The following is a 20,386-nucleotide window of genomic DNA, read 5'->3' as shown; positions in this document are numbered from 1 at the left end:
ATGCTAGAACGCCTGGACATTTTGTCTTTAATCGTGTTCCTTCCCGCAATCGGGGCGGTTCTGCTTGCATTCATAAACAAGGACGACGAAAAGCTGCTCAAAGTCACGGCGCTGGTTGTTTCGCTGATCACGTTCGCGCTTTCGCTGGTCGTCTATTTCAATTTCAACCCGCAGACACAGGACAAGCTGGTTCCGGGATACGAGTTCGGCAACAACGTGGCCTGGATGCCCGCGCTCAACATAAGGTACGTCGTGGGCGTGGACGGCATTTCGCTTTACCTTTTGATCCTGACTGCGTTCATTCTTCCCGTATGCATCCTCGGAACCTGGAACCATATTAAATCGAACATCAAGCTGTATTTGCAGATGCTGCTTCTTACGACCACGGGCATCGCAGGCGTTTTCGTGGCGCTGGATTTGATGCTGTTTTTCTTCTTCTGGGAAGTGATGCTGATTCCAATGTACTTCCTCATCGGTATTTGGGGAAGCTCGAACCGGATTTACGCGACTTACAAGTTCGTTATTTACACGATGGCCGGCAGCGCGTTGATGCTGGCCGCGATGATTCTTCTTTATATCCAGTCCGGCCATTACGGCCAGCCCACATTCGTCCTGCCGGAATTGGTCGGGATTCTGCCGCACAATCTCGACGTGCATCTGCAGATGTGGCTGTTCGCGGCGTTCGCAGTTGCGTTCGCCATCAAGGTGCCGTTGTTTCCTTTCCACACCTGGCTGCCCGATGCGCATACGGAAGCGCCGACCGCAGGCAGTATCATCCTGGCCGGCGTCCTGCTCAAGATGGGAACGTACGGATTCATCCGCTTCTGCCTTCCGCTGTTTCCCGAAGCCAGCAAGCAGTTCGCCGAAACGATCGGCGTGCTTGCCGTGATCGGAATAATATACGGCGCGCTCGTCGCCGCGGTGCAGCCGGATTTGAAACGTTTGGTTGCCTACAGTTCCATCGCGCATCTCGGATTTGTGATGCTCGGGCTGTTTTCGTTCAATCACCAGGGGATAGACGGCGCGGTTCTCCAGATGGTCAATCACGGACTTTCCACCGGTGCGTTGTTCCTGTTGGTTGGAATTCTCTACGACAGGCGGCACACCAGGCTGATAAGCGACTTCGGCGGGCTGGCGCGTTCTATGCCGCTCTATTTCGTCGTGTTCCTGATAATAATGCTTTCGAGCGTGGGGCTTCCCGGACTTAACGGCTTTGTGGGTGAGTTTCTGATTCTCGTCGGAGCATTCAAAGCGAATCCGGTTCTCGGCGGCATCGCGACGACCGGCGTGATCTTTGCTGCGGTTTATCTGCTTTATATGTTTCGCCGGGTTTTTTACGGGGAAATAACGAAGCCGGAAAACGAAAGGGTAACCGACTTGAGGACGCCGGAGCTTTTCGCCCTGATCCCGATTGTGCTTTTCTGCTTCCTGATCGGTATTTATTCGACGCCTTTCTTGAAGGATATCGGTACCGGCACCGCTCCATTGATCGAGCGGTTTTCGCGGCCGACCTCGACTGTTCGAACCGGAATAGTCGAAACGCTTGAATTGCCGGCCGCCGCAGGGTACCTGGAAAAAACGCAGGTCGGAGGTGGCGAATGAGCGGCTTGGCTCCGCAGGGCGTCAATTTCGCCGCGTTTTCACCTGTGTCCATTATCACCGCGGGCATCATTTTGACGTTGTTACTACAGTTCGCGGTGAAGGGCAGGGCTAGGATAGTGCTGCCGCTTGCGACTCTGGCGGTGCTGGCGGCCGCGTTCGTCGCGAATTCGCTTATTTGGAATCGCGGGCTTTCAAGCTTTGACGGCTCCTATTCGGCGGACAACTTCACCCTCGCAGCGACGGGTATTTTCCTTGTCGCCACGATTTTGACGGTTCTGGCCATCGCCGCCCGCTATTGCCCGTTTTCGAAATCGCCGGGCAGCGAGGGGCTGTTCGGAAGTTCCGAAGTTTTTCCTCTGATTTTATCGGCGCTGGCGGGCGCGATCGTTATGGCGGCCAGCCGCAATTTGATCTTGACTTTCCTTGCGCTCGAAACGCTTTCGATTCCGCTGTATGTGTTGGCAGGAATAAATTTGGACAGCGCGCACAGCAAGGAAGCGGGTCTCAAGTATTTCCTGACCGGCGCCTTTGCATCCGGCTTTTTCGCGTACGGCATTTCGCTTTTTTACGGCGCGATTGGAGCGCTTGACTATTCCTCGATTTCGGAAAATTCCGCCGCTCTTTCGAACGATTACACGCTTTTTGCGGGGCTCGCACTGGTCGCTGTGGGATTCGGATTCAAGGTTGCGCTGGTGCCGTTCCATGCGTGGATGCCCGACGTTTACCAGGGAAGCCCGACGCTGGTTACCGGATTTATGGCCGGGCTGGTAAAAGCTGCCGGATTCGCAGCTGCAATCAGATTTTTCGCGGAGCCGGCCATAGGCCTGTTTGAAATCTGGGGAATCGCTTTGATGGTGCTGGCGGTCGCCACTATGACGGCCGGAAACCTCTTTGCCTTGAATCAATCGAGCTTAAAGCGGCTTCTTGCTTATTCAAGCGTCGCACATGCAGGATACCTGCTCGTCGCCGTGATTGCGCTTGGCTCGGAGTGGACAGGTGCGGCGCCGCTCGGCGGCGTTTCGGGCGGCGAGGTTGCGGCGCTTTTCTATCTCGCTGGATACGCGGCTTCAGTGATTGGTGCATTCACGACAATCTGGTGGCTAACCCCGCGTGAAAGCGAAGGCGCTTTGCTTGAAATAGAACATGTACGCGGCTTGGCTCGCAGGCACCCCATGTCGGCTTGGATGCTTGCGTTCTTTCTGCTGTCACTGGCGGGCTTCCCGCTGACCGCCGGTTTCTTGGGAAAGTTCTACGTATTTGCTTCTGCTCTTCACGAAGGATTGGTTTGGCTTGTAGTGGTCGGACTGCTTAACGCGGTAGTTTCGGCCTATTATTATTTGAAGGTAATAGTCGCGATGTTCATGCAGGATGCGCAAGGCGACGAATCAGGATTCGTCCCGATTCCAAACGGTTGGATCTATGCGGCCGTATGCATTGCAGCGATACTTGTTCTGTGGCTTGGCGTTGTTCCTCAAAAGGCTTTGGAATTGCTGGCGAACGCGGGGATTTGACGCGGCACAAGATTCGGAGCGATTCCGCCGTTTCGCGAATGCAACCTCGAACTTCCAAAAAAGCGCGGCACGCGCGCGGGGTTTTACCCTCAGCCGCCCGTTGCAATTCCGGTGCTCTCTTCCACGTTGCGCCCGGTCCGGTAATCCATGTAAGACTTGGATTTTTGCTCGCCAAGCAGCTGTTGGTCAATAACCAAGTCAACTCTTTGGCGGAAATTCGGCTTGACCGCAACAATTCTGGGCGTCATCGGATATTCCCCCACCCAGGTGAAGATTCTAACTTCGTATTTGCCTGAATGAACACCCCTGAATACGAATTCGCCGTTCTGGTTCACCATAACGCGCATAGCCGTGTCGTGTTTTTTGCAAGTGAGCTGCACATCGGCGTAAATGAAGGGCATGTTGTAGCTATCCACGACCCTGCCGTATATTTCGCCTTTTCCCCTGAACCAGTCCTTGGTATATCCGATGTATCCCAGAACCGCCAGAATCGCAACGACGAGGATTACCGGACCTAGAAGGCTCCCCGAACTGCCGCCTTTTTGAGGTTCGTAAAACGAGTCGTCTACATGTTTGAAGCTCATCGCGATTGCTTATACATCTGATTGTGAATTTGGTCAAGTTTTGGTAAGCAAATCCATTCCAAGGAGATTACGCAGTATAAGCGGGCGATTTTTTGGCTACCGGCAATGATTTGCAATCCAATCCGTTTTCCGCTATAGTATAGTTTCGCTATTATGGCTACCACAATCGAAAACATCGCTTTGATTGTTTACCTGCTCGTCTGCTGCGGGCTGATTTTTTTGACGCTCGTACAGAACCGGAAAAGCGAAGGCATCGGCGCGGCAATTACCGGCCAGTCCGATACTTCACGAGGCGCGATGGGGCGCGAAGAAAGGCTGTCGCACCTCATACGCCAGGTCAGTTGGGGTTTCCTGATAGGAAGCCTGCTTGTTTCGCTGATTTTGCGCAAGCTTTGGAGCTAGGCGAAATCGGAATCAAGCGCCGGCCAGTCTTGTGATTCAATCAGTCGGAAGGGTAATATGAACCGCGGCGCGCGTTCTATGCCGTGTTAGAATCCGTAAGCCCTACGCCGGCCTGGTGATCTGCGGTTTGATCGGCAAAGTTGACTCTTGTTTGCGTTCTGTCGGCAATCCGGACAATTCCGGAGCCTTCGACGCGTTTTCAATCCGCAAAGATTTTCCAATTTTAAACCGTACCGTTCGAGGGGGAAAGCCGCTTGTCTATCTGGACAGCGCCGCGAGAAGCCAGATGCCGCTGGAGGTCATCGAGGCCGTTCGCCAGTTCGAGCTCGAACACAGCGCCAATGTTCACCGGGGCATCCATCAACTCTCGGATGAAGCAACTGACGCATATGAGGAGGCCAGGTGCACCGCGGCGAAGTTTCTTGGCGTCACGGATCCGAATGAAATAGTTTTTACACGCAATGCCACCGAAGGCCTGAATCTTGTGGCTTATTCGTACGGACTTCACAACCTCTCCGAAGGAGATGAAATTGTCATTTCGGAGATGGAACATCACTCCAACCTCGTACCATGGCTGCAACTGGCCAAACACAAGAAGCTCCGGATCCGGTTCATCAAGCTAACCAAGTCCGGCGAATTGGATATGGATTCGGCCCGGTCGCTCATCGGACCGCGAACAAAAATCGTTTCCATCGTTCATCTGTCAAACGTTTTGGGTGTCACGAACGATGTTTTTACGCTGGCGAACTGGGCTCATGAATTTGGCGCGATTTTTGTCTGCGACGGAAGCCAATCGGCCGCGCATCTCCCCGTCCGCGTTCCGGAAATCGGAGCTGACTTTTTTGTTTTCTCGGGATACAAGGTGCTTGGCCCCACGGGCATCGGCGTGCTTTACGGCAGGATGCCGTTGCTCGAAAACATGGAGCCGTTCCAGACCGGGGGATCGATGATCAATGAAGTCACATTGCAAGGCGCTTCGTGGGCGCCGGTTCCTCAAAAGTTCGAGGCCGGCACGCCCAATATAAGCGGAGCTATCGGTCTAAGCGCGGCGTTGAAGTATTTCGAGCGGATCGGCCGGGAGCGGGCGCACCAATACGAAGAAGAGCTTATCCAATACTGCCTGGATTTATTAAGCGCGATTGATGGTGTCGAGATTTACGGTAGCCTGAAAAACCGCGCATCGGCTGTATCGTTCAATATCAGCGGAATACATCCGCATGACACCGCTTCAATATTGGATTCCGAGGGTATCGCGGTGCGTGCGGGCCACCATTGCGCCCAGCCGCTTCACGCCGCCCTGGGCATAGATTCAAGCGCGAGAGCCAGCTTCCTTTTCTACAACATCAAAGAAGATGTAGACAAACTTGCGGAAGCTGTGATGACGGCCAAGGAGATGTTTGCACTTTGACAGCGGAGCGGGGAGATTATGTCGCTTAGAAATCTTTACACCGAAGTAATACTGGATCACTACAAAAAGCCCCGCAACAAACGCGAGATCGCAAATCCGACACATCATGCCAAGGGGCACAATCCGCTTTGCGGGGATAAGTTGGATCTATACATCCGCGTTGACGGCGACACAATCTCCGACATCGGTTTCACGGGCGTGGGTTGCGCGATTCACACTGCCAGCACATCCATGCTCACGGAGAAGGTCAAAGGGAAGAAACTTTCCGAAGTGCGCGGGGTGATCGCCGCGTTTATTGAAATGCTGGTCGGAAACAAGGCTGCTGCTACCGAGCTGCTCGGTGAACTTGTCGTTCTTGAAGGTGTAAAGGATTTGCACGCCAGGGTCAAATGCGCGACTCTTTCGTGGCATACGCTTGACCTTGCGCTTTTCGGCGGAGAGGCCGGAGCTGCGGAGTCGTCCGAAGGCCTTGACATGGCGCAGTAGCTTGTTTAATCCCGACTTGCTTTTCAGAATTCTCCCCGGATTTTTTTCGCGGTTGCTTCCAGAATTTCCGAATCGCAATTTTGCGGTTCCCAGTTGATCGGCTCCTCTCCCTCGTAGCGCGGGATGAAGTGCAAATGAGCGTGCATCACAATCTGTCCGGCGCGCTTGCCTATGTTGGACGAAATGTTTAATGCGTCCGCCCCAGTGCCTTTTTTGACAAGAGCGCCGAATTTGACTGCAGTTTTACCGAGCGCGCAGGCGCAAGTATCCGATAGCTCTAGCAGGTTCGCGGCGTGTTCTTTGGGCAACAATAACGAATGGCCGACATCCATCGGGAAAATGTCCAGGAATCCGATGAAAAGCTCATCTTCGTAAATCTTGTGGCAAGGAATCTCGCCGGCGGCGATTTTGCAGAAAATGCAATCGGGATTGTAGCTCATGATTCACCTCCAAACGAAAGAATTTTATCACCGCAATCTTTTTTGCCCGATGGCAAAGTTCGTGATAGCATAAAAGTTCTTGGCCGGTGGAGTTTTATCGTTTTTTTCGGAGCGATACAGGCGTCTTATAAACGCCGAGCTTACGCGACTTACCGATGCGTGGTACGGCGTTTCCGCGCTTCAGGACGCCGTGCGCCATTCCTTATGGGGGGGAAAGCGTACACGTCCGCTATTGGCGCTTATGAGCGCGCACGCGGTAGATCCCGCTGCCGATTTGGATGCATTTGTGACTATGGCGTGTGCGGTCGAGCTTGTACACATTTTCACGCTTGTGCATGACGATTTGCCCGGAATGGACGATGCAAAGATGCGTCATGGCCACGACTGCACGCATGTGAAATACGGAAACGGCGTGGCGATACTTGCGGGCGACGCCCTGCTGAACCAGGCGCTCGCGTTGCCGCTCGCCGCGCCGCCTGCGTCGTTAACAGCGGAAAGGCGGCTCGCCATAATAGGGCATCTGACTCATGCGTGCGCGATAGTGGTTGAAGGTCAGGTAATTGATTTATCGCTGGAAGGTAAAGGTGTGGAGATAGACGAATTGGAACACCTGCACCTATCAAAAACCGGCGCGCTGTTGAGGGCTGCGTGCCTTTTGGGCGTTGAGCTTGCCGGCGGTGACAGCAGCGACAAGGAAAAGCTTGGCAATTACGCGCTCAATTTGGGTCTTGCCTATCAAATCAAAGACGATCTTCTGAGCGCGAACGGGAGCGAGGATGTAGTAGGCAAAACGCTTTCGACCGATGCTCAAGCGATGAAGGCAACGTATCCGAGGTTGCTTGGTGTCGAGGAATCGCGCCGCAAGCTGGAAAAACACACGGCGGATGCAATCGCATCCATATCCGATTACGGCGCCCGCTCATCGCTGTTGGTCGAGTTGGCGAATTGGGGACTTGAGCGTACAAACTGAGGAGATTGGATTGACATACCTTGAATCGGTAAACTCGCCCGCGGATTTGAAGCTGCTATCGATAAAAGAGCTTGAGGTTTACGCGGACGAAATGAGGTCGTTCATAATTCACAGTGTCAGCCGCTCGGGCGGACACTTGGCACCGTCTCTTGGTGCAGTCGAATTAATCACGGCTCTTCATTACGTTTTCGATTCGCCGCGCGACAGAATCGTCTACGACACAGGCCACCAGGCGTATGCACACAAGATCATCTGCGGGCGTAGGGACTCATTTCACACTCTCAGACAGTTCGGAGGAATAAGCGGATTCATCAATCCCGACGAAAGCGAGCATGACTTTTTCGAAGTCGGACACGCGTCGACTTCAATCGCGGCGGCGATGGGATTCGCCCGCGGTGATCTGCTTCAAGGCGACGACAGGCATACTGTCGCCGTTATAGGCGACGGAGCTTTGACCGGCGGGCTCGCTTTGACCGGCATGAACAACAGCGAAGCGGGAACCAAAAAGCTGCTTATCATTTTAAACGACAACGGAATGAGCATCGCGCCCAACGTCGGTAAGGTCAGCCGCACCCTTTCACTCTTGCGCCAGCGCACAGACGTCCGCTGGATCAACCAGCTTTTGCGCGATGTTTTCAAGAAAATGCCGATCGGCGGCGCGGATCTTGAAAACGCCTGGCTCCGTTTCAAACGCGCGCTTTTATATTTCGTCAGCCCGGCCGCCAGGCGGGCGGTGTTCGAAGCTTGGGGGATGAAATACTTCGGGCCGTACGACGGCCACGACTTACCCGCGCTCGTGCGCAACCTCCGCCAGCTCAAGCGCATCGAAGGCCCGGTGCTGATGCATGTCAGAACCGTGAAAGGCAAAGGTTACAATCCGGCAGAAGACGAGCCCACGGTTTGGCATGGCGTTAGCGAATTCAACAAGGTGAACGGCAAATTCACAAAGAAAAGCTCGGTCAAGGCGTATACCAGAATTTTCGCCGAAACGCTGTGCGATATTGCGGAGGACGACCAGAGGATTGTCGCTATTACCGCCGCGATGAGCCAAGGAACGGGACTTGATCTGTTTCAGAAGCGGTTTCCATCGCGGTTTTTCGATGTCGGGATTGCGGAGGATTTCGCGGTCACTTTCGCCGCGGGACTCGCCAAAAGCGGTATGCGGCCCGTTGCGGCCATTTACTCGACTTTCCTTCAAAGGGCGATGGACCAGCTGATTCACGATGTGGGTATACAAAGCGTTCCGGTCGTGTTCGCAATCGACAGGGCGGGATTGGTGGGCGCGGACGGCGCGACTCACCATGGGTATTTCGACCTTTCATATTTGTCTATGATCCCTAATTTCACCGTGATGGCGCCTGCGGACGAAGACGAATTGCGACATATGATTTTCACCGCGATAAAACATGAACGCGGGCCGATTGCTTTCAGGTATCCACGCGGCAACGCCCTGGGCGTTCCCCTTTCGGATAAGCTCCTTGAGCTTCCAATCGGCAGCTGGTGCGTCGCGCGCGAAGGCGACGCCGCGGCCGTGCTCGCGATAGGCTCGATGGTTGAGCGCGCGCTTGAAGCGGCCGAGCAGCTTGCCGCGCGCGGCATCGAGCTGGAGGTTGTGAACGCGAGGTTTCTGAAACCGCTGGATTTCGGATACCTTTCGCACCTATCAAGAGCGGGTATTCCGATTATAACCGCGGAAGAAAACGTTCTTAAGGGGGGACTCGGCGAATCTGTTTTGGGCTGGTTCGCCGACAATGCGGATACTGTTCCGCCGATGCTCAGAGTCGCGCTTCCGGACAGGTTCGTCGAACACGGCACCCAGGAGGAATTGCTCCGAAGTCTGGAAATGGACGCGGCGGGTTTGGAGAGCCGGATTGAAGTCTTTTTGCGTGCTCGCGCAAAGATTTCGGTGGCGGTGCCGGCCCAAATCTAGGCAGATTTTTTAATCGCGATTCCCGTATAAGGGTAGGATATCGCGGATGCCGAATCCAGTCGAAAACCGGGAAGGTGTTTCGAGCCGCAAGCTTGCGCGGCGGGCCTTGCTTGTGTGCATTTCGGAAAAGGGGGCGGGCGAACAAAGAAAAAAATGGTCCATGGACGAATTCGCCGAGCTTGCCAGGAGTGCGGGATTCGAAATCGCAGGCATAGTTACTCTCGGAGTCGGAAAGCCACACCCGGCTACATTTGTTGGATCGGGCCAACTGCAAATCGTAAGGGAAGCCTTGGATTCCGGCTGCTTTTTTATTGGGCAATCGGATGAGGAGAATGGAGCCGCGTCCGCAAATTCGCGCAAGGCGCAATTGAATCCGGAATCGGCTTGCGAATGTGAAGTGCAAAATCCGCCGGATGATGCGGCCAGGCCGGAGTTTATACTTGTAAACAAAAGGCTTTCGCCGGTTCACCAGCGCAACTGGCGTTCGGCGCTGAAATTGCCGGTACTCACACGCGCAGACGTGATTTTCGACATTTTCGAACGCAACGCGCAGACTGCCGAAGGAAAGCTGCAGGTGGAACTTGCCCGACTGAAGTACGATTTGCCGCGGATTATGCACATATTCGAGGAGCAATCAAGCGCCGGAGGAGGAATCGGTACGCGCGGCCCAGGCGAAAAACTTCACCTTAAAACAAAGCGCGAGATCGAGGCGCGGATTCGCGTGCTTGAAAAACGCTTAGGAAAGATATCGCGGGATCGCGCATTGCGTCGCGCGCGACGCGCGGAATCCGCGTATCCTGTGGTCAGCCTCGTCGGGTATACGAACGCGGGCAAATCCAGTCTGCTGAATGCGCTGACGGGCAGCTCCGCTGAAGTTGACGATCGGTATTTCGCCACTCTGAATCCGACAGTGCGGCGGCTGGAGCTTGCAAACGGAAGCATTGCCTTGCTTGCCGACACGGTTGGATTCATCGAGGATCTTCCCGGAGAGCTTTTGGCGGCGTTCGAATCCACCTTGGAGGAAATTTCGGCAAGCGACGTACTAATTCACGTAGTAGACTTATCTCGACTGGACGTCCTGGAAACCGTGAACCGAGTCAATGCAATACTTGCATCGCGTGGGCTTGCCGAAAAACCGCGCATTACGCTGCTGAACAAGGGGGATGCGCCTGCTGACAGCGATCTGATTTCGGGGCTGCTGCTTTCAAACGCGCCCGCGATTGTAGTAAGCGCGAAAACACGCCAAGGGCTGAAAGAGGCGTCCGGCCTTATCAGCGATGCTATAGACTGGTGGTTATCGCACCGGGGCGAACGTGAAAGCGCACCTGCAAAGGCAATTTATTAACCGACGGCATGTAATCTCTCTTGTCCGTCTTTTTTCTTGACAGCAACTGATAGTAAAACTACTATTTCATAGGTTCGCGCAAGTACATTCCGGGCGCGAAAGTATCGTTGGCTTCATTGGAGGCCGTATGCCTAAGCGATTGTTTGTGCCGTTGGCGATTGCCGTTCTTTTGCTGTTTGCCGCCCAGTTTGCCTGCAGGAGGGCGGATAACGATTTTACGCTCTACGGCGGACAGAGGATATCGATCACGGATCCCATTCTGCCATCCGCGACGACGATACGCGCGGGTAACGAAGTCACCTTTACACTTTCCGTCAACAATCCCGAATCGGTCGCGGTTACGTACACTTGGAGCGACGGTAACGCGGCAAGCGGCGAATTTTCCGGCCAAGAGGATTCCGCGGCAGGGTCAATCGTCAAATGGACAGCTTTGCAGCCTGGAACCTACGAGATTACCGCCACCGCCACTGATGCGTTCGGCAGGTCGGTACAGGCGACTTTGAGCGTGCAGGTTCGCGAAGTCGGAACGGTGGATGCGGACGTTGTTTCCAAATTGGTGGAAAGCGTGGATTCGTATTTCGATGCTTCTTCGGACTGGTCGTCGGTTGAAGGCGCGTCGTTTACTCCCACCGGCAATCCATCAACCGGAAGCCACGGCGCGATTGGCAACTCGATTGCACCGTTTGAGCTTAAAAGCGTTTACGACGACGATGAGCTTTTGATTTGGGCAAGCTGGCCGGACGAGACCGAAGACGCCGAGGGCGAGGCTTGGACTTACAGTGCGGGAAACTGGACTAAGTCGGGTAATGAGGACCGTTTCTTCATTCAGTTCCCGATAGTTGACGGGCCGGGGCGCGGCGGCAAGACATTCGCCGAGGCCGGTTGCACAACCACCTGCCACCGCACCACTCCCAATCCGGATTCACACGGGGGCGTGACGATTTCCGACACGGTCAGCCCGCTTTCATCCTGCACGATATGCCATGACAAGGCCGCCGGCAACCAGGACGACAATCCCGTTTTCGCCCATATGGTCTTGACGGCGCAAATGAAGTCGAATTGCGCGGTTTGTCATGGAACCGACTGGAAAGATGGAATCGGCACCTTCTACGGCGGTTCGGATATGGCCGCCGCCGAGGGTACAAGTTTCGACATTTGGCAGTGGGGAGCGGCCTCCAGCGCGCATCTTGCGCTAGCGGTCGACGACTATATTCCGGGAGGTCAGTCCCACCACCACGACGGCCAGGCACTGGTGAAGCCCAACGAGCCCGAGGGATTCGCCAGCCACAGCTCGCTGCGGCTTGCTTCCCAGGCCGCCGAGGCCGACCGTCCGTTGTATTTGATCCCGGCCGATGCACAAGGCGCGCCTTTATTCGAATCGGACATTGCGGAGTACCTGGCTTCCGGCACTTTGGCAACCTGGAATCCCGATTCAAATCAATACGAACGTCCGGACGGAAGCCCCTATTCGCCAACCGGCGGTGAAACTTCACCCGGATTTTTCCTGAATGACGCGGTTTCAGCGGAGGATCCGTCGGCTACGGTAAGCGTCACCTCTATGTACGCTGACGGCAGATGGACTGTCGTCTTCCGGCGCAAGCTCGTTTCGGGAGATTCCGGTGGCGCAAGTCCTACTGATCTGGATTTCGATGTATTTTCCGTTGTTCCATTATCCGCAGCATATACCGACAATTCGAGGGTTGAGCACCGTGGATTCGGACCGATCACCCTCGGCTTCGGAGAATAGCCGCCCGGCTTTTTGGCCGTGCGTTTTTGGACTGATTGCAGTTTTGAGCTAAGGAGCAACCAAGTGACTAGGACTCGGCTCTTGACGATGGCGCTTGCTGTGGCCGCGGTTTCCCTTGCGGCCGGACTGGCTGTTGCCAAGGATCCTCCGCCCGACCCGCGCATTCTTCTCGCGGAAGAAGGGGCGGAATATCTTGGCGCGACGCAATGCCTTATGTGCCATTCGGACTACAAGGTAGGTTACCTCGGTACGAAGCACGCGTTGACGCTGGGCAAACCGGATCTTCCCGCCAGCGTCAAAGGCTGCGAGATGTGCCATGGGCCGGGTTCCTTGCATATGGCGAATTTCACGAACGAGTCCGGCGAAAGGAAGATTGTCAATTTCCAGGGCGACACCGTTGAAACATTCTCTTCGGTCTGTCTGGACTGCCACAAGCAGGTCGCCACTCGCTCCGTTTGGGCGGGCAACAGGCATGCGAACCACGGCATCGGCTGTGCGAAGTGCCACGACCCCCATTCCCCTGCTTCGCACGAAAACCAGCTCCGCCAGCCCAAAAACGATCTTTGCGCGTCGTGCCATAAGCAGGTGATGAGCCAGTTCAAATCCGGCATTTCCGCTCATCCAGTCAAGCAGGGCGACTTTTTCTGCGTTGACTGCCACAATCCCCACGGCGACAACCCGTCGCTCTGGCGTGAAGAAACACCCGCGGAAACATGCGGACGCTGCCACGAGTTCGCACGCCAGCCCTACCAGTTCCAGCACGTTAGCGAATACGGCGACGCATCCGGAAGGCAGTGCCTTAACTGCCACAGCCCGCATGCATCCGGCACTTTCAACCTGCTCCGGCGTCCGGGCAGAAGCTTGTGCATCAGCTGTCATGCGGACAAGGTCAACCACAATCCCGGCCCGACCTGTTGGACCGCGGGCTGCCACAGCCAGGTTCACGGATCGAATTCAAGCGCTCTCTTCATCAAATAGGAGCCACCAATGAGCTTGAGATACTTGATTGCGTTGTTGCTTTTTGCTTACGGCGTTTCGTCGGTTGCCGTCGCGCAGGACTCGTCTGCGATGGATGAGGAAAACGCGGCTTTGTTCATGGAAGCTCTAGGTATCCAGGGGCTGCTCGCCCCGGAAATCGGTGCGCGGGATGTAAACGACGGCCAGGAGTTCGCCACGGAAAGAAATACTCGGATGCCTGACGCGCTATCCGGCGACTGGCACCTTTATGCGCCGGGCGGAACCGGTTTTTACTGGTCGTCGGACGGTAGGATTTCGACGGTGAACAACTACCGCGCGGGCGCCGCACTCGGCCTGGATGCCGGAAAAATCTGGGGTTTCATCCGACAGCACGGCCACGCATCGGTCGCGGACGTTTTTGCGGGTTACCAACTTGTAGAATCCGACCACATTTGGTATGGCGGGGGCATAAACGAAATCGCTTCCACGGGTCTTTCGGGCAGCTACTTCAAGCATGATGTCAACCGTGGTTTGTCCGTGCCGGCGCTTCCGGAATACGACGCGGAGCATTTCAAACTCAGCTATATGTCAGATTATTGCGACGGGATCGAATGGAGGGCGGATTACCACTTCGACACCTTCACGAGTGCTCCTCTGGGATTCGACGGCGCCTCCGCCAATGGATTCAAATTCCGGGCGGACTACAGGTTTGACGAGCAGTGGCGCGTCCGCGGCGACTATATGAAGCGATGGCAGGACGCGGCGTCGGGACTTGAAAACGACCTGACCGCGGATGAAGTCAAACTTGGCGTCAAGTACGGCGGCCCCGGCAATCCCTGGTTCGGCGGATTCGATTTGAGAAGCAGCAGATATACCGGCTCGCCCATTCTCAACACACATCTGGATGAAGGACGCAAGTACTCGGCATATTTCGGCTGGAAAAGCGATTCGGTTGTCCGCAAACTGCAAGTCGGCTATGAAGCCGCGGAGTGGGATTTGTCCAGACTGATGCTTGAAGATCCGGGATTCTCTCAAATCAAAACGAGACTTGACCTGACTGCTTCCGACCTTGCGCCGTTTATAAGGCCGGAGGAACCGAAAACCGACAAATGGTACGTTGACGCGGAATTCGGTCTGGGACAGGCCAAACTTACAGGCAAGTACTCAAGACAAACGACCGATGACACGGCGACTTCGGCTACCCCTACCGCGGGCGCGTTGCAGCCGATATTGCCCCAAACCCAGGATTCGTTCCGGGCTTCGCTTTGGGTTCCATTTTCTGACGTCATTGATTTAACGCTCGGCGAATGGTACCGGGAAAGCACTACGGCGGGCGGCGCAAGCGATGTCAGCGAAAACATCGTCACGGCGGATCTAAGCTGGGGAATTTTCCAGAATCATTCGATTTCCATCGGCGGCGAGTTCGCCGAATGGGATCAGGGCTTTGGCGGAACGCAAGGATCGTCAAGCGGCATTTCGCAGGACACATGGCGGTTCGGCTGGGCTGGCGACTTCGGCTCGTTCAAAGCCGATGTTGCGTACTCAAAGACCGAAGCGGACAGCGGAGCGGGCGCAATGTATAACGGCGACTGGAACACCATCTCGTCGAGGCTCAATTTCGACGTTGGCGGATTTCCTGTTACGCTGGGCGCGGAATTCTTCGACTCCAACTTGGATTTCGTTCCGAACTTCAACAGCGAGGGCTTCAGAATCTTTCTTAAAACCGTCTGGGAATTCTAGAGTCCGGTTATAATGGCCGCGGGCGTGCGAACCTATTGACCTGGTTGTGCGTCCGAATGTTCGGCCTATGGAAGATATCCGCGTTCCCACGGCGCTCACAATCGCCGGCAGCGATTCCGGCGGCGGAGCCGGCATCGAAGCCGACCTGCGGACGTTCGCCGCGCTGAAGGTGTTCGGCACGGCCGCACTGACGCTTATCACTGCGCAAAACACCCGCGATGTATTCCACGTGGAGATGCTTCCGCCGTGGCTCGTGGGGAAGCAGATAGACGCCGTGATGTCGGATTTCGCCGTCGGCGCGGCCAAAACGGGTGCACTGGGAACCGCCGAAATAGTGGCCGAGGTAGCCGGAAAGATCAAAGAGCATTCAATCGAAAACCTGGTTGTCGATCCGGTTATGATAAGCAAGCATGGCAGCAGGCTCATAGAGCAGACCGCGGCCGAGGCCTTGATGAAACTGCTTTGTCCGCTGGCGACGATTATTACCCCGAACGCCCACGAAGCGGCGGCCATGCTTGATACGAAAGTGGAAAACCTTGGCGATCCGGGAAAGGCCGCACTCGAATTATGCAGGTTCGGCTCAAAGTACGTGCTGCTCAAGGGCGGGCACTTGAACGGCTCCGACGCAGTGGACTACTTCAGCGACGGCAATAAAGTGCACGAAATACGCGCCCCGCGTGTCGATTCGCCGCACACACATGGAACTGGATGCACGCTTTCCAGCGCGATAGCGGCGTTTCTTGCACGCGGCTTTGAAGTCAAGCGCTCCGTTTGCGAGGCGAAACACTTTGTTTCAACGGCTCTCCGTTTCGCCGTTCCGGTGGGCGGAGGGATAAGCCCTGTGCATCACATGCATGAATATTACCAGTGGGGCGGGGAATAGCCCAAGTACCAAATCCTATGCCATCCGCTTTGCGCAATTCAACTTCGATAAACCAATCCGCCGCGCCTCCCGCCGTGGATATTGACGGCAGGAAGAAGGTGCTGCAAATCGAAGGACTGACGACGCACTTTTTCCTTGAAGAAGGGGTTCTTGAAGCGGTGCGCGGGGTGGACCTCACTTTGTACGAAGGCGAAATGATTGCGCTCGTAGGCGAAAGCGGCTGCGGGAAAAGCGTGACCGCACTCTCCATATTGGGGCTGACGAAGGAATCCCGCGCCAGTGTAGTGGCGGGTTGCGCATGGTATTTCGACGCGGACGGAGCCGCCTGCAACCTGGCATCCCTGGGCGACTCGGCACTTTCCCGGATTAGAGGCAAGGAGATTGCAATGATTTTCCAAGATCCTCTGACTAGCCTCAATCCGGTACTGTCGATAGGCGAGCAGATAACCGAAGTGATGCGCCGGCATATCCGCATATCCGGAAACGAGGCGCGTAATCGTGCGGTGGAGCTTTTAAGCGAAGTCGGCATCGCGGATCCTTCGGGCAAGCTCTCAAGCTATCCGCATGAATTCAGCGGGGGGATGCGGCAGCGCGTCATGATTGCGATGGCGCTTGCGCTCAATCCGAGGCTTTTGATTGCGGACGAACCTACTACCGCACTGGACGTGACCATTCAAGCGCAGATTTTGGAGCTGTTATCCAGGTTGAGGGAGAAATTCAAGACAAGCATCTTGCTCATAACCCACGATTTGGGGGTTGTGGCACAGACCTGCAGCAGGGTGAATGTGATGTACGCCGGGAAAATTGTGGAATCATGTTCCACCGAGGCGTTTTTTTCAGATCCCAGGCATCCGTACAGTCGAGGCCTGCTTGCCAGCCTCCCGCGGCTGGACGAAGCGCGCAGGAGTCTTGAACCGATTAAGGGGCAGCCCCCTGACTTGATCGGAATCGCCGACGGGTGCCCTTTCGCTCCGAGGTGCGCGAAAGTTATGGATGTATGCCGGGTGAAATACCCGGTGCGGCATGAAGACGGCGAACATTCCACGGACTGCTGGCTGTACGATAAGCCGTCGAATCATCGCTGAATGCAGTAATAAATTTTTAAAAATCGTTAAAAGCTGCAAAAAATCCGGCCGGGAAGCCGGATTTCCCGCGCGGCAAAAAGAATAATGCCTATATGAAAGGTATGATATCCGCGGTTCATCCATCATTTCATCCGGAGGTTTGCAATGGACGGTTCAAAATCGCGAAGAAGGTTTTTGGCCTTTTCGCTTGGTGTTTTCGTTGACGCCGCGGCGCGGAAGTTCGGGCTTTATCCATATTGCGCGCCGCGCAAATACGAAGCGCTCGCGGCGGCTACAACCACACTGGACAACCTGAAAGCAGTTTACTCCAGGGAGGAAAACGCGCGTCAAAGGTATCTTGCATTTGCAAAGAAAGCGGACGAAGAGGGCATAGGCAAGCTGGCCAGCCTGTTCAGGGCGGCCGCGAAGTCCAAGGAGTTCCAAGTTCGCAACCACGCCGAGGCGATTGAAAAATGCGGCGGCACTCCGTCCGCAAGCGCGGCCGCGCCGGAAGTCAAATCCATCAGGGAGAACCTGGATGCGGCCATTAAGTTTGCAAAAGACGGGGCCGAAACCCTGTATCCCTCGCTTTTGGGCAAGGCGCGCGACGAAGGAAACAAGGACGCGATGAAAACCTTCAATTACGCGAAGAGCGGCGAGGAGCAGATCCTGAAATTCTTCCTCAAGGCGAAGGAAACGCTCGACCAATGGAAGGGTGGGGGGCGCGAGTTTTTTGTTTGCCCGACATGCAGTTACACGGTGGCCAAGATAGACTTCGCCAAATGTATCGTCTGCTTCACCCTGGGCGAGAAATACATAAAGGTCACCTAGGCAGGGCAAATCCTTTGTTCAGCTCAACACGCAATAGTATTCATGTATTGACTTGCCCGAGCACCTAATCCCGTAACGGAGTGAATAAATGTTTCAAATTCCGCCGATGCAGCCTTGGGATGCGATTCATCCCCTGCTTGTTCATTTGCCGATAGGCGCCCTTGCGGTCGTGCCGGTTTTGATTGTTATGTCGATCGCGTTTAGATCGAATTCCAAGGCGTTCGCGGGCGCCGCGCTGGCAGTGCTCGCTGTCGGAACCGTAGGATTGTACCTTGCGGTTTCAAGCGGCGAGGCCGGAGGAGAGCTTGTGGACCGGACGCCGCAAATCAATGCGGTGCTTGAACATCACGAGGAGCTTGGCGAAGCAACGCGGAATCTTTTCACCGGGCTGCTCGCGCTGTACGCTGTGATCACCGCGGCGTTCACTCTGCCCAGAAAAAAACCGGGACACGCCGCGTTCGTCATTACAAGCGTCGTTTTTCTTGCTCTCTATTCCGCCGGATTCCTTGGCCTTGCAAACACCGGCCACGAAGGGGCGGAACTTGTACACAAGCTTGGTGTTCGCGCGATGATCGTATCCGGGCACGACAAGACCTATGAAATCGACGCCGATGACGATTTGGGGCTTGGGTTGGATCAGCATTAAATATTCCGTGGGGCGTGACTTCGTAATCGGGTAATATACAAATCGTCTATGGGCGGCGTAGTACGAATCATCTCGCTTACCTGGATCGCCGGTGCTTTGGCGATTGCGACGCTTTTCATTTCAGACTATTACAGCTACGACATTGAGCGTTCCGAAGGAATCGCCGGAGTCCGGGAGCGCGCGGCCGCGCTTGACGCCTTGCTGGGCGATTTGCTCCTGATTTCCGCCTCAATCCCTACCGGCGAGGACACCGACGAGGCCGATATAGAGCGTTTCAGACAGCGCATGGTGGAATGGGGCGGACGGAAGTCGGATTACGAGGCAAGGTTGGGCGGAAAGCGGTTTAAGTTCTACTCCGATGCCGACCACGCCATATCCCAGGTGGAATTGTCGCTGGCTAAAGCGAATATGGACGCGAACTCGCTTTCGACGCTGTCCGAAACGATGTTAAGGAATTACGATCAGGCAAGGTACTACCGAAACCAAGCAAGACTCGCGCGCCGGGAAGCCGCCGATGTGTCAGGGCCGTTTTTTATGTTGTACATCGATCCTTTGCTAGAGGCCCAGGGATATGATTCGATGGCCATCGAGTACGAGCGGAACGCGAAGTCCGCAGCAATCGCGATCGGAGAGCGAACCTCGCGGCTTAGGTCGGAGGTGAACCGGCTGCGGAAACTCATCGCCGATGGATTGTCCACTGGAGAATCCCTTGCATCCCGCGGGTATCCCGGGTATCTATCCGACAAAATCGCGCGCTTCAATCTGTCCGCGGAGCTTGAAAAGCTAGTTGATCCGGCCGGTCACCGTCCCCCCTCAAAGCGTCGCAACTCAAACATTCGGCCGTCAGGCCGGTAGTACATGCTTGTCCGGCGCCCGCCGGTACTTCCACCGAAACAAATGGAGTGAGCATTGCAAGTAATCAGAGCGAAAAAAATGGGCTTCTGCCACGGTGTGCAGAAGGCATTTGATACGGTGAACGAGTTGTCCGCTGAGTTCGCATCCAAAACCGCGAACGGTAACGATGACGGGAACGGCCTCTTGATTTTGGGTGACCTTGTTCACAACAAGGAGGTTGTCACCGCGGTCGAGCGCGCGGGCTTGACGACCGTTTACGATACCGCGGGAGTAACCGGCCGGACGGTTGTCATTCGTACGCATGGCGAGCAAAAAGAACGTATCGAGGAGCTTGCCAGCGCCGGGAATGTGCTAGTTGATTGCACCTGCATTATAGTGAAAAAGGTGCGGGAAAAGGCGCTCGCCCTGGAGCAAAGACACCCCGCTGTAGTAATTTGCGGCAAACGCAAGCATCCGGAGATCGTTGGTCTGGTGAGCTGGCTGTCAAATCCGCATGTCGTACTTTCAGCGGAAGATATTGCCGCCCTTCCAAATTACAAAAGCGTCGGCATCGTCAGCCAAACGACGATCGCGTCAGAGCAGTACGAGGAGTGCATCAGGCTGCTTGAGGAAAAATACGGCAAATGGAATCCGGAAGCCGGCACGGGCGCGGAATGGCTGCAGACAATCTGCGCCCATACCAAGCGCAACCAGGAGGCGTCCGTCGAAACGGCTGGGATGGTGGATTTGATGATCGTCGTAGGGGCCAAGCACTCATCCAATTCCAACAAACTCTTCGAAAAGTGCAAGGCGGCCAATCCAAATACGATTTTTGTGCAAGGACTGGCAGATATAGACTTGAGCCGGCTCACGCCCGACTCTGTTGTCGGAATTTCGAGCGGCGCCTCCACGCCAGATTGGATCGTGGACGAAATCGTTCAAGCTCTTGAGTCGCTGCAGCCGGTATCCGCCTGAGAGATGCGGCCGTCCGGTGTTATAATTCCGG

The 20,386-nt window shown here is 55.3% G+C and carries 19 protein-coding genes; 17 read left to right on the top strand and 2 right to left on the bottom strand.

The features are described from left to right. Nucleotides 1-1,602: an NADH-quinone oxidoreductase subunit M gene (locus HRF49_04870; protein ID MEP0813978.1), complete on the top strand. Its 1,602-nt coding sequence runs from the start codon at nucleotides 1-3 to the stop codon at nucleotides 1,600-1,602. Further along, nucleotides 1,599-3,113 carry an NADH-quinone oxidoreductase subunit N gene (locus HRF49_04865; protein ID MEP0813977.1) on the top strand — a complete coding sequence of 505 codons (1,515 nt, stop codon included), beginning with the start codon at nucleotides 1,599-1,601 and terminating at the stop codon, nucleotides 3,111-3,113. The genes HRF49_04870 and HRF49_04865 overlap by 4 nt, the downstream gene beginning before the upstream one ends. A gap of 89 nt (nucleotides 3,114-3,202) precedes the next feature. Here HRF49_04865 and HRF49_04860 read toward each other — a convergent pair whose 3' ends face one another. After that, nucleotides 3,203-3,697 (bottom strand): carboxypeptidase regulatory-like domain-containing protein, encoded by a 495-nt coding sequence (locus tag HRF49_04860; protein ID MEP0813976.1) that lies wholly within the window; start codon nucleotides 3,695-3,697, stop codon nucleotides 3,203-3,205. 153 nt (nucleotides 3,698-3,850) lie between these two features. On the opposite strand from HRF49_04860, the gene secG reads away from it, so the two are divergent. The 3 genes from secG (at nucleotide 3,851) to HRF49_04845 (ending at nucleotide 5,993) form a co-directional block, all read left to right on the top strand. After that, entirely contained in the window at nucleotides 3,851-4,099 is a 249-nt protein-coding gene (gene secG, locus HRF49_04855) for a preprotein translocase subunit SecG (protein MEP0813975.1), read from the top strand. 202 nt (nucleotides 4,100-4,301) lie between these two features. Further along, nucleotides 4,302-5,507 carry a cysteine desulfurase gene (locus HRF49_04850; protein MEP0813974.1) on the top strand — a complete coding sequence of 402 codons (1,206 nt, stop codon included), beginning with the start codon at nucleotides 4,302-4,304 and terminating at the stop codon, nucleotides 5,505-5,507. Nucleotides 5,508-5,522: 15 nt separating this feature from the next. After that, a complete protein-coding gene (locus HRF49_04845) occupies nucleotides 5,523-5,993 on the top strand; it encodes an SUF system NifU family Fe-S cluster assembly protein (protein MEP0813973.1) in 471 nt (156 codons plus the stop codon). A 23-nt stretch (nucleotides 5,994-6,016) separates the two neighbouring features. On the opposite strand, the gene HRF49_04840 is transcribed toward HRF49_04845, so the two are convergent. Then, nucleotides 6,017-6,433: an HIT family protein gene (locus HRF49_04840; protein ID MEP0813972.1), complete on the bottom strand. Its 417-nt coding sequence runs from the start codon at nucleotides 6,431-6,433 to the stop codon at nucleotides 6,017-6,019. A 79-nt stretch (nucleotides 6,434-6,512) separates the two neighbouring features. Between HRF49_04840 and HRF49_04835 the strand changes: the two genes are divergently transcribed. The 12 genes from HRF49_04835 to ispH all read left to right on the top strand — a co-directional run bounded on the left by HRF49_04835 (nucleotide 6,513) and on the right by ispH (nucleotide 20,355). Then, complete coding sequence (locus tag HRF49_04835; GenBank protein MEP0813971.1) at nucleotides 6,513-7,403, top strand: polyprenyl synthetase family protein; 891 nt, start codon at nucleotides 6,513-6,515, stop codon at nucleotides 7,401-7,403. Continuing rightward, entirely contained in the window at nucleotides 7,318-9,333 is a 2,016-nt protein-coding gene (locus HRF49_04830) for a 1-deoxy-D-xylulose-5-phosphate synthase (GenBank protein MEP0813970.1), read from the top strand. Before HRF49_04835 ends, HRF49_04830 begins: the two co-directional genes overlap by 86 nt. A gap of 46 nt (nucleotides 9,334-9,379) precedes the next feature. Further along, nucleotides 9,380-10,678: a GTPase HflX gene (gene hflX / locus HRF49_04825; protein MEP0813969.1), complete on the top strand. Its 1,299-nt coding sequence runs from the start codon at nucleotides 9,380-9,382 to the stop codon at nucleotides 10,676-10,678. Between the two features lie 127 nt (nucleotides 10,679-10,805). Continuing rightward, complete coding sequence (locus HRF49_04820; GenBank protein ID MEP0813968.1) at nucleotides 10,806-12,425, top strand: PKD domain-containing protein; 1,620 nt, start codon at nucleotides 10,806-10,808, stop codon at nucleotides 12,423-12,425. 63 nt (nucleotides 12,426-12,488) lie between these two features. Further along, entirely contained in the window at nucleotides 12,489-13,403 is a 915-nt protein-coding gene (locus HRF49_04815; protein ID MEP0813967.1) for a cytochrome c3 family protein, read from the top strand. Nucleotides 13,404-13,412: 9 nt separating this feature from the next. Next, nucleotides 13,413-15,122, top strand: coding sequence for a hypothetical protein (locus HRF49_04810; protein MEP0813966.1), 1,710 nt, complete (start codon nucleotides 13,413-13,415; stop codon nucleotides 15,120-15,122). Between the two features lie 67 nt (nucleotides 15,123-15,189). Then, nucleotides 15,190-16,005, top strand: coding sequence for a bifunctional hydroxymethylpyrimidine kinase/phosphomethylpyrimidine kinase (gene thiD / locus HRF49_04805; GenBank protein ID MEP0813965.1), 816 nt, complete (start codon nucleotides 15,190-15,192; stop codon nucleotides 16,003-16,005). A 17-nt stretch (nucleotides 16,006-16,022) separates the two neighbouring features. Continuing rightward, nucleotides 16,023-17,090: an ABC transporter ATP-binding protein gene (locus HRF49_04800; GenBank protein ID MEP0813964.1), complete on the top strand. Its 1,068-nt coding sequence runs from the start codon at nucleotides 16,023-16,025 to the stop codon at nucleotides 17,088-17,090. A gap of 144 nt (nucleotides 17,091-17,234) precedes the next feature. Further along, nucleotides 17,235-17,900, top strand: a complete 666-nt coding sequence (locus HRF49_04795; protein MEP0813963.1) for a rubrerythrin — start codon at nucleotides 17,235-17,237, stop codon at nucleotides 17,898-17,900. Nucleotides 17,901-17,988: 88 nt separating this feature from the next. Next, nucleotides 17,989-18,546 (top strand): hypothetical protein, encoded by a 558-nt coding sequence (locus HRF49_04790; GenBank protein ID MEP0813962.1) that lies wholly within the window; start codon nucleotides 17,989-17,991, stop codon nucleotides 18,544-18,546. A 48-nt stretch (nucleotides 18,547-18,594) separates the two neighbouring features. Continuing rightward, nucleotides 18,595-19,401, top strand: coding sequence for a hypothetical protein (locus HRF49_04785; protein MEP0813961.1), 807 nt, complete (start codon nucleotides 18,595-18,597; stop codon nucleotides 19,399-19,401). Nucleotides 19,402-19,455: 54 nt separating this feature from the next. Continuing rightward, entirely contained in the window at nucleotides 19,456-20,355 is a 900-nt protein-coding gene (gene ispH, locus HRF49_04780; GenBank protein MEP0813960.1) for a 4-hydroxy-3-methylbut-2-enyl diphosphate reductase, read from the top strand. The last annotated feature ends 31 nt before the right edge of the window (nucleotides 20,356-20,386 follow it).

This window comes from bacterium, assembly GCA_039961635.1.
Lineage (GTDB): Bacteria > 4484-113 > 4484-113 > JAGGVC01 > JAGGVC01 > JABRWB01.
The sequence above is the reverse complement of the archived record's forward strand: the minus strand, read 5'-3'. Positions and strand labels throughout refer to the sequence as shown.

Bases quoted from the DNA above. Each gene is read 5' to 3' on its own strand.
- thiD (MEP0813965.1), top strand. From the start codon at position 15,190: ATGGAAGATATCCGCGTTCCCACGGCGCTCACAATCGCCGGCAGCGAT.
- HRF49_04870 (MEP0813978.1), top strand. From the start codon at position 1: ATGCTAGAACGCCTGGACATTTTGTCTTTAATCGTGTTCCTTCCCGCA.
- HRF49_04810 (MEP0813966.1), top strand. From the start codon at position 13,413: ATGAGCTTGAGATACTTGATTGCGTTGTTGCTTTTTGCTTACGGCGTT.
- HRF49_04860 (MEP0813976.1), bottom strand. From the start codon at position 3,697: ATGAGCTTCAAACATGTAGACGACTCGTTTTACGAACCTCAAAAAGGC.
- secG (MEP0813975.1), top strand. From the start codon at position 3,851: ATGGCTACCACAATCGAAAACATCGCTTTGATTGTTTACCTGCTCGTC.
- hflX (MEP0813969.1), top strand. From the start codon at position 9,380: ATGCCGAATCCAGTCGAAAACCGGGAAGGTGTTTCGAGCCGCAAGCTT.
- HRF49_04840 (MEP0813972.1), bottom strand. From the start codon at position 6,433: ATGAGCTACAATCCCGATTGCATTTTCTGCAAAATCGCCGCCGGCGAG.
- HRF49_04785 (MEP0813961.1), top strand. From the start codon at position 18,595: ATGGGCGGCGTAGTACGAATCATCTCGCTTACCTGGATCGCCGGTGCT.
- HRF49_04795 (MEP0813963.1), top strand. From the start codon at position 17,235: ATGGACGGTTCAAAATCGCGAAGAAGGTTTTTGGCCTTTTCGCTTGGT.
- HRF49_04865 (MEP0813977.1), top strand. From the start codon at position 1,599: ATGAGCGGCTTGGCTCCGCAGGGCGTCAATTTCGCCGCGTTTTCACCT.
- HRF49_04790 (MEP0813962.1), top strand. From the start codon at position 17,989: ATGTTTCAAATTCCGCCGATGCAGCCTTGGGATGCGATTCATCCCCTG.
- HRF49_04820 (MEP0813968.1), top strand. From the start codon at position 10,806: ATGCCTAAGCGATTGTTTGTGCCGTTGGCGATTGCCGTTCTTTTGCTG.
- HRF49_04800 (MEP0813964.1), top strand. From the start codon at position 16,023: ATGCCATCCGCTTTGCGCAATTCAACTTCGATAAACCAATCCGCCGCG.
- HRF49_04830 (MEP0813970.1), top strand. From the start codon at position 7,318: ATGCAATCGCATCCATATCCGATTACGGCGCCCGCTCATCGCTGTTGG.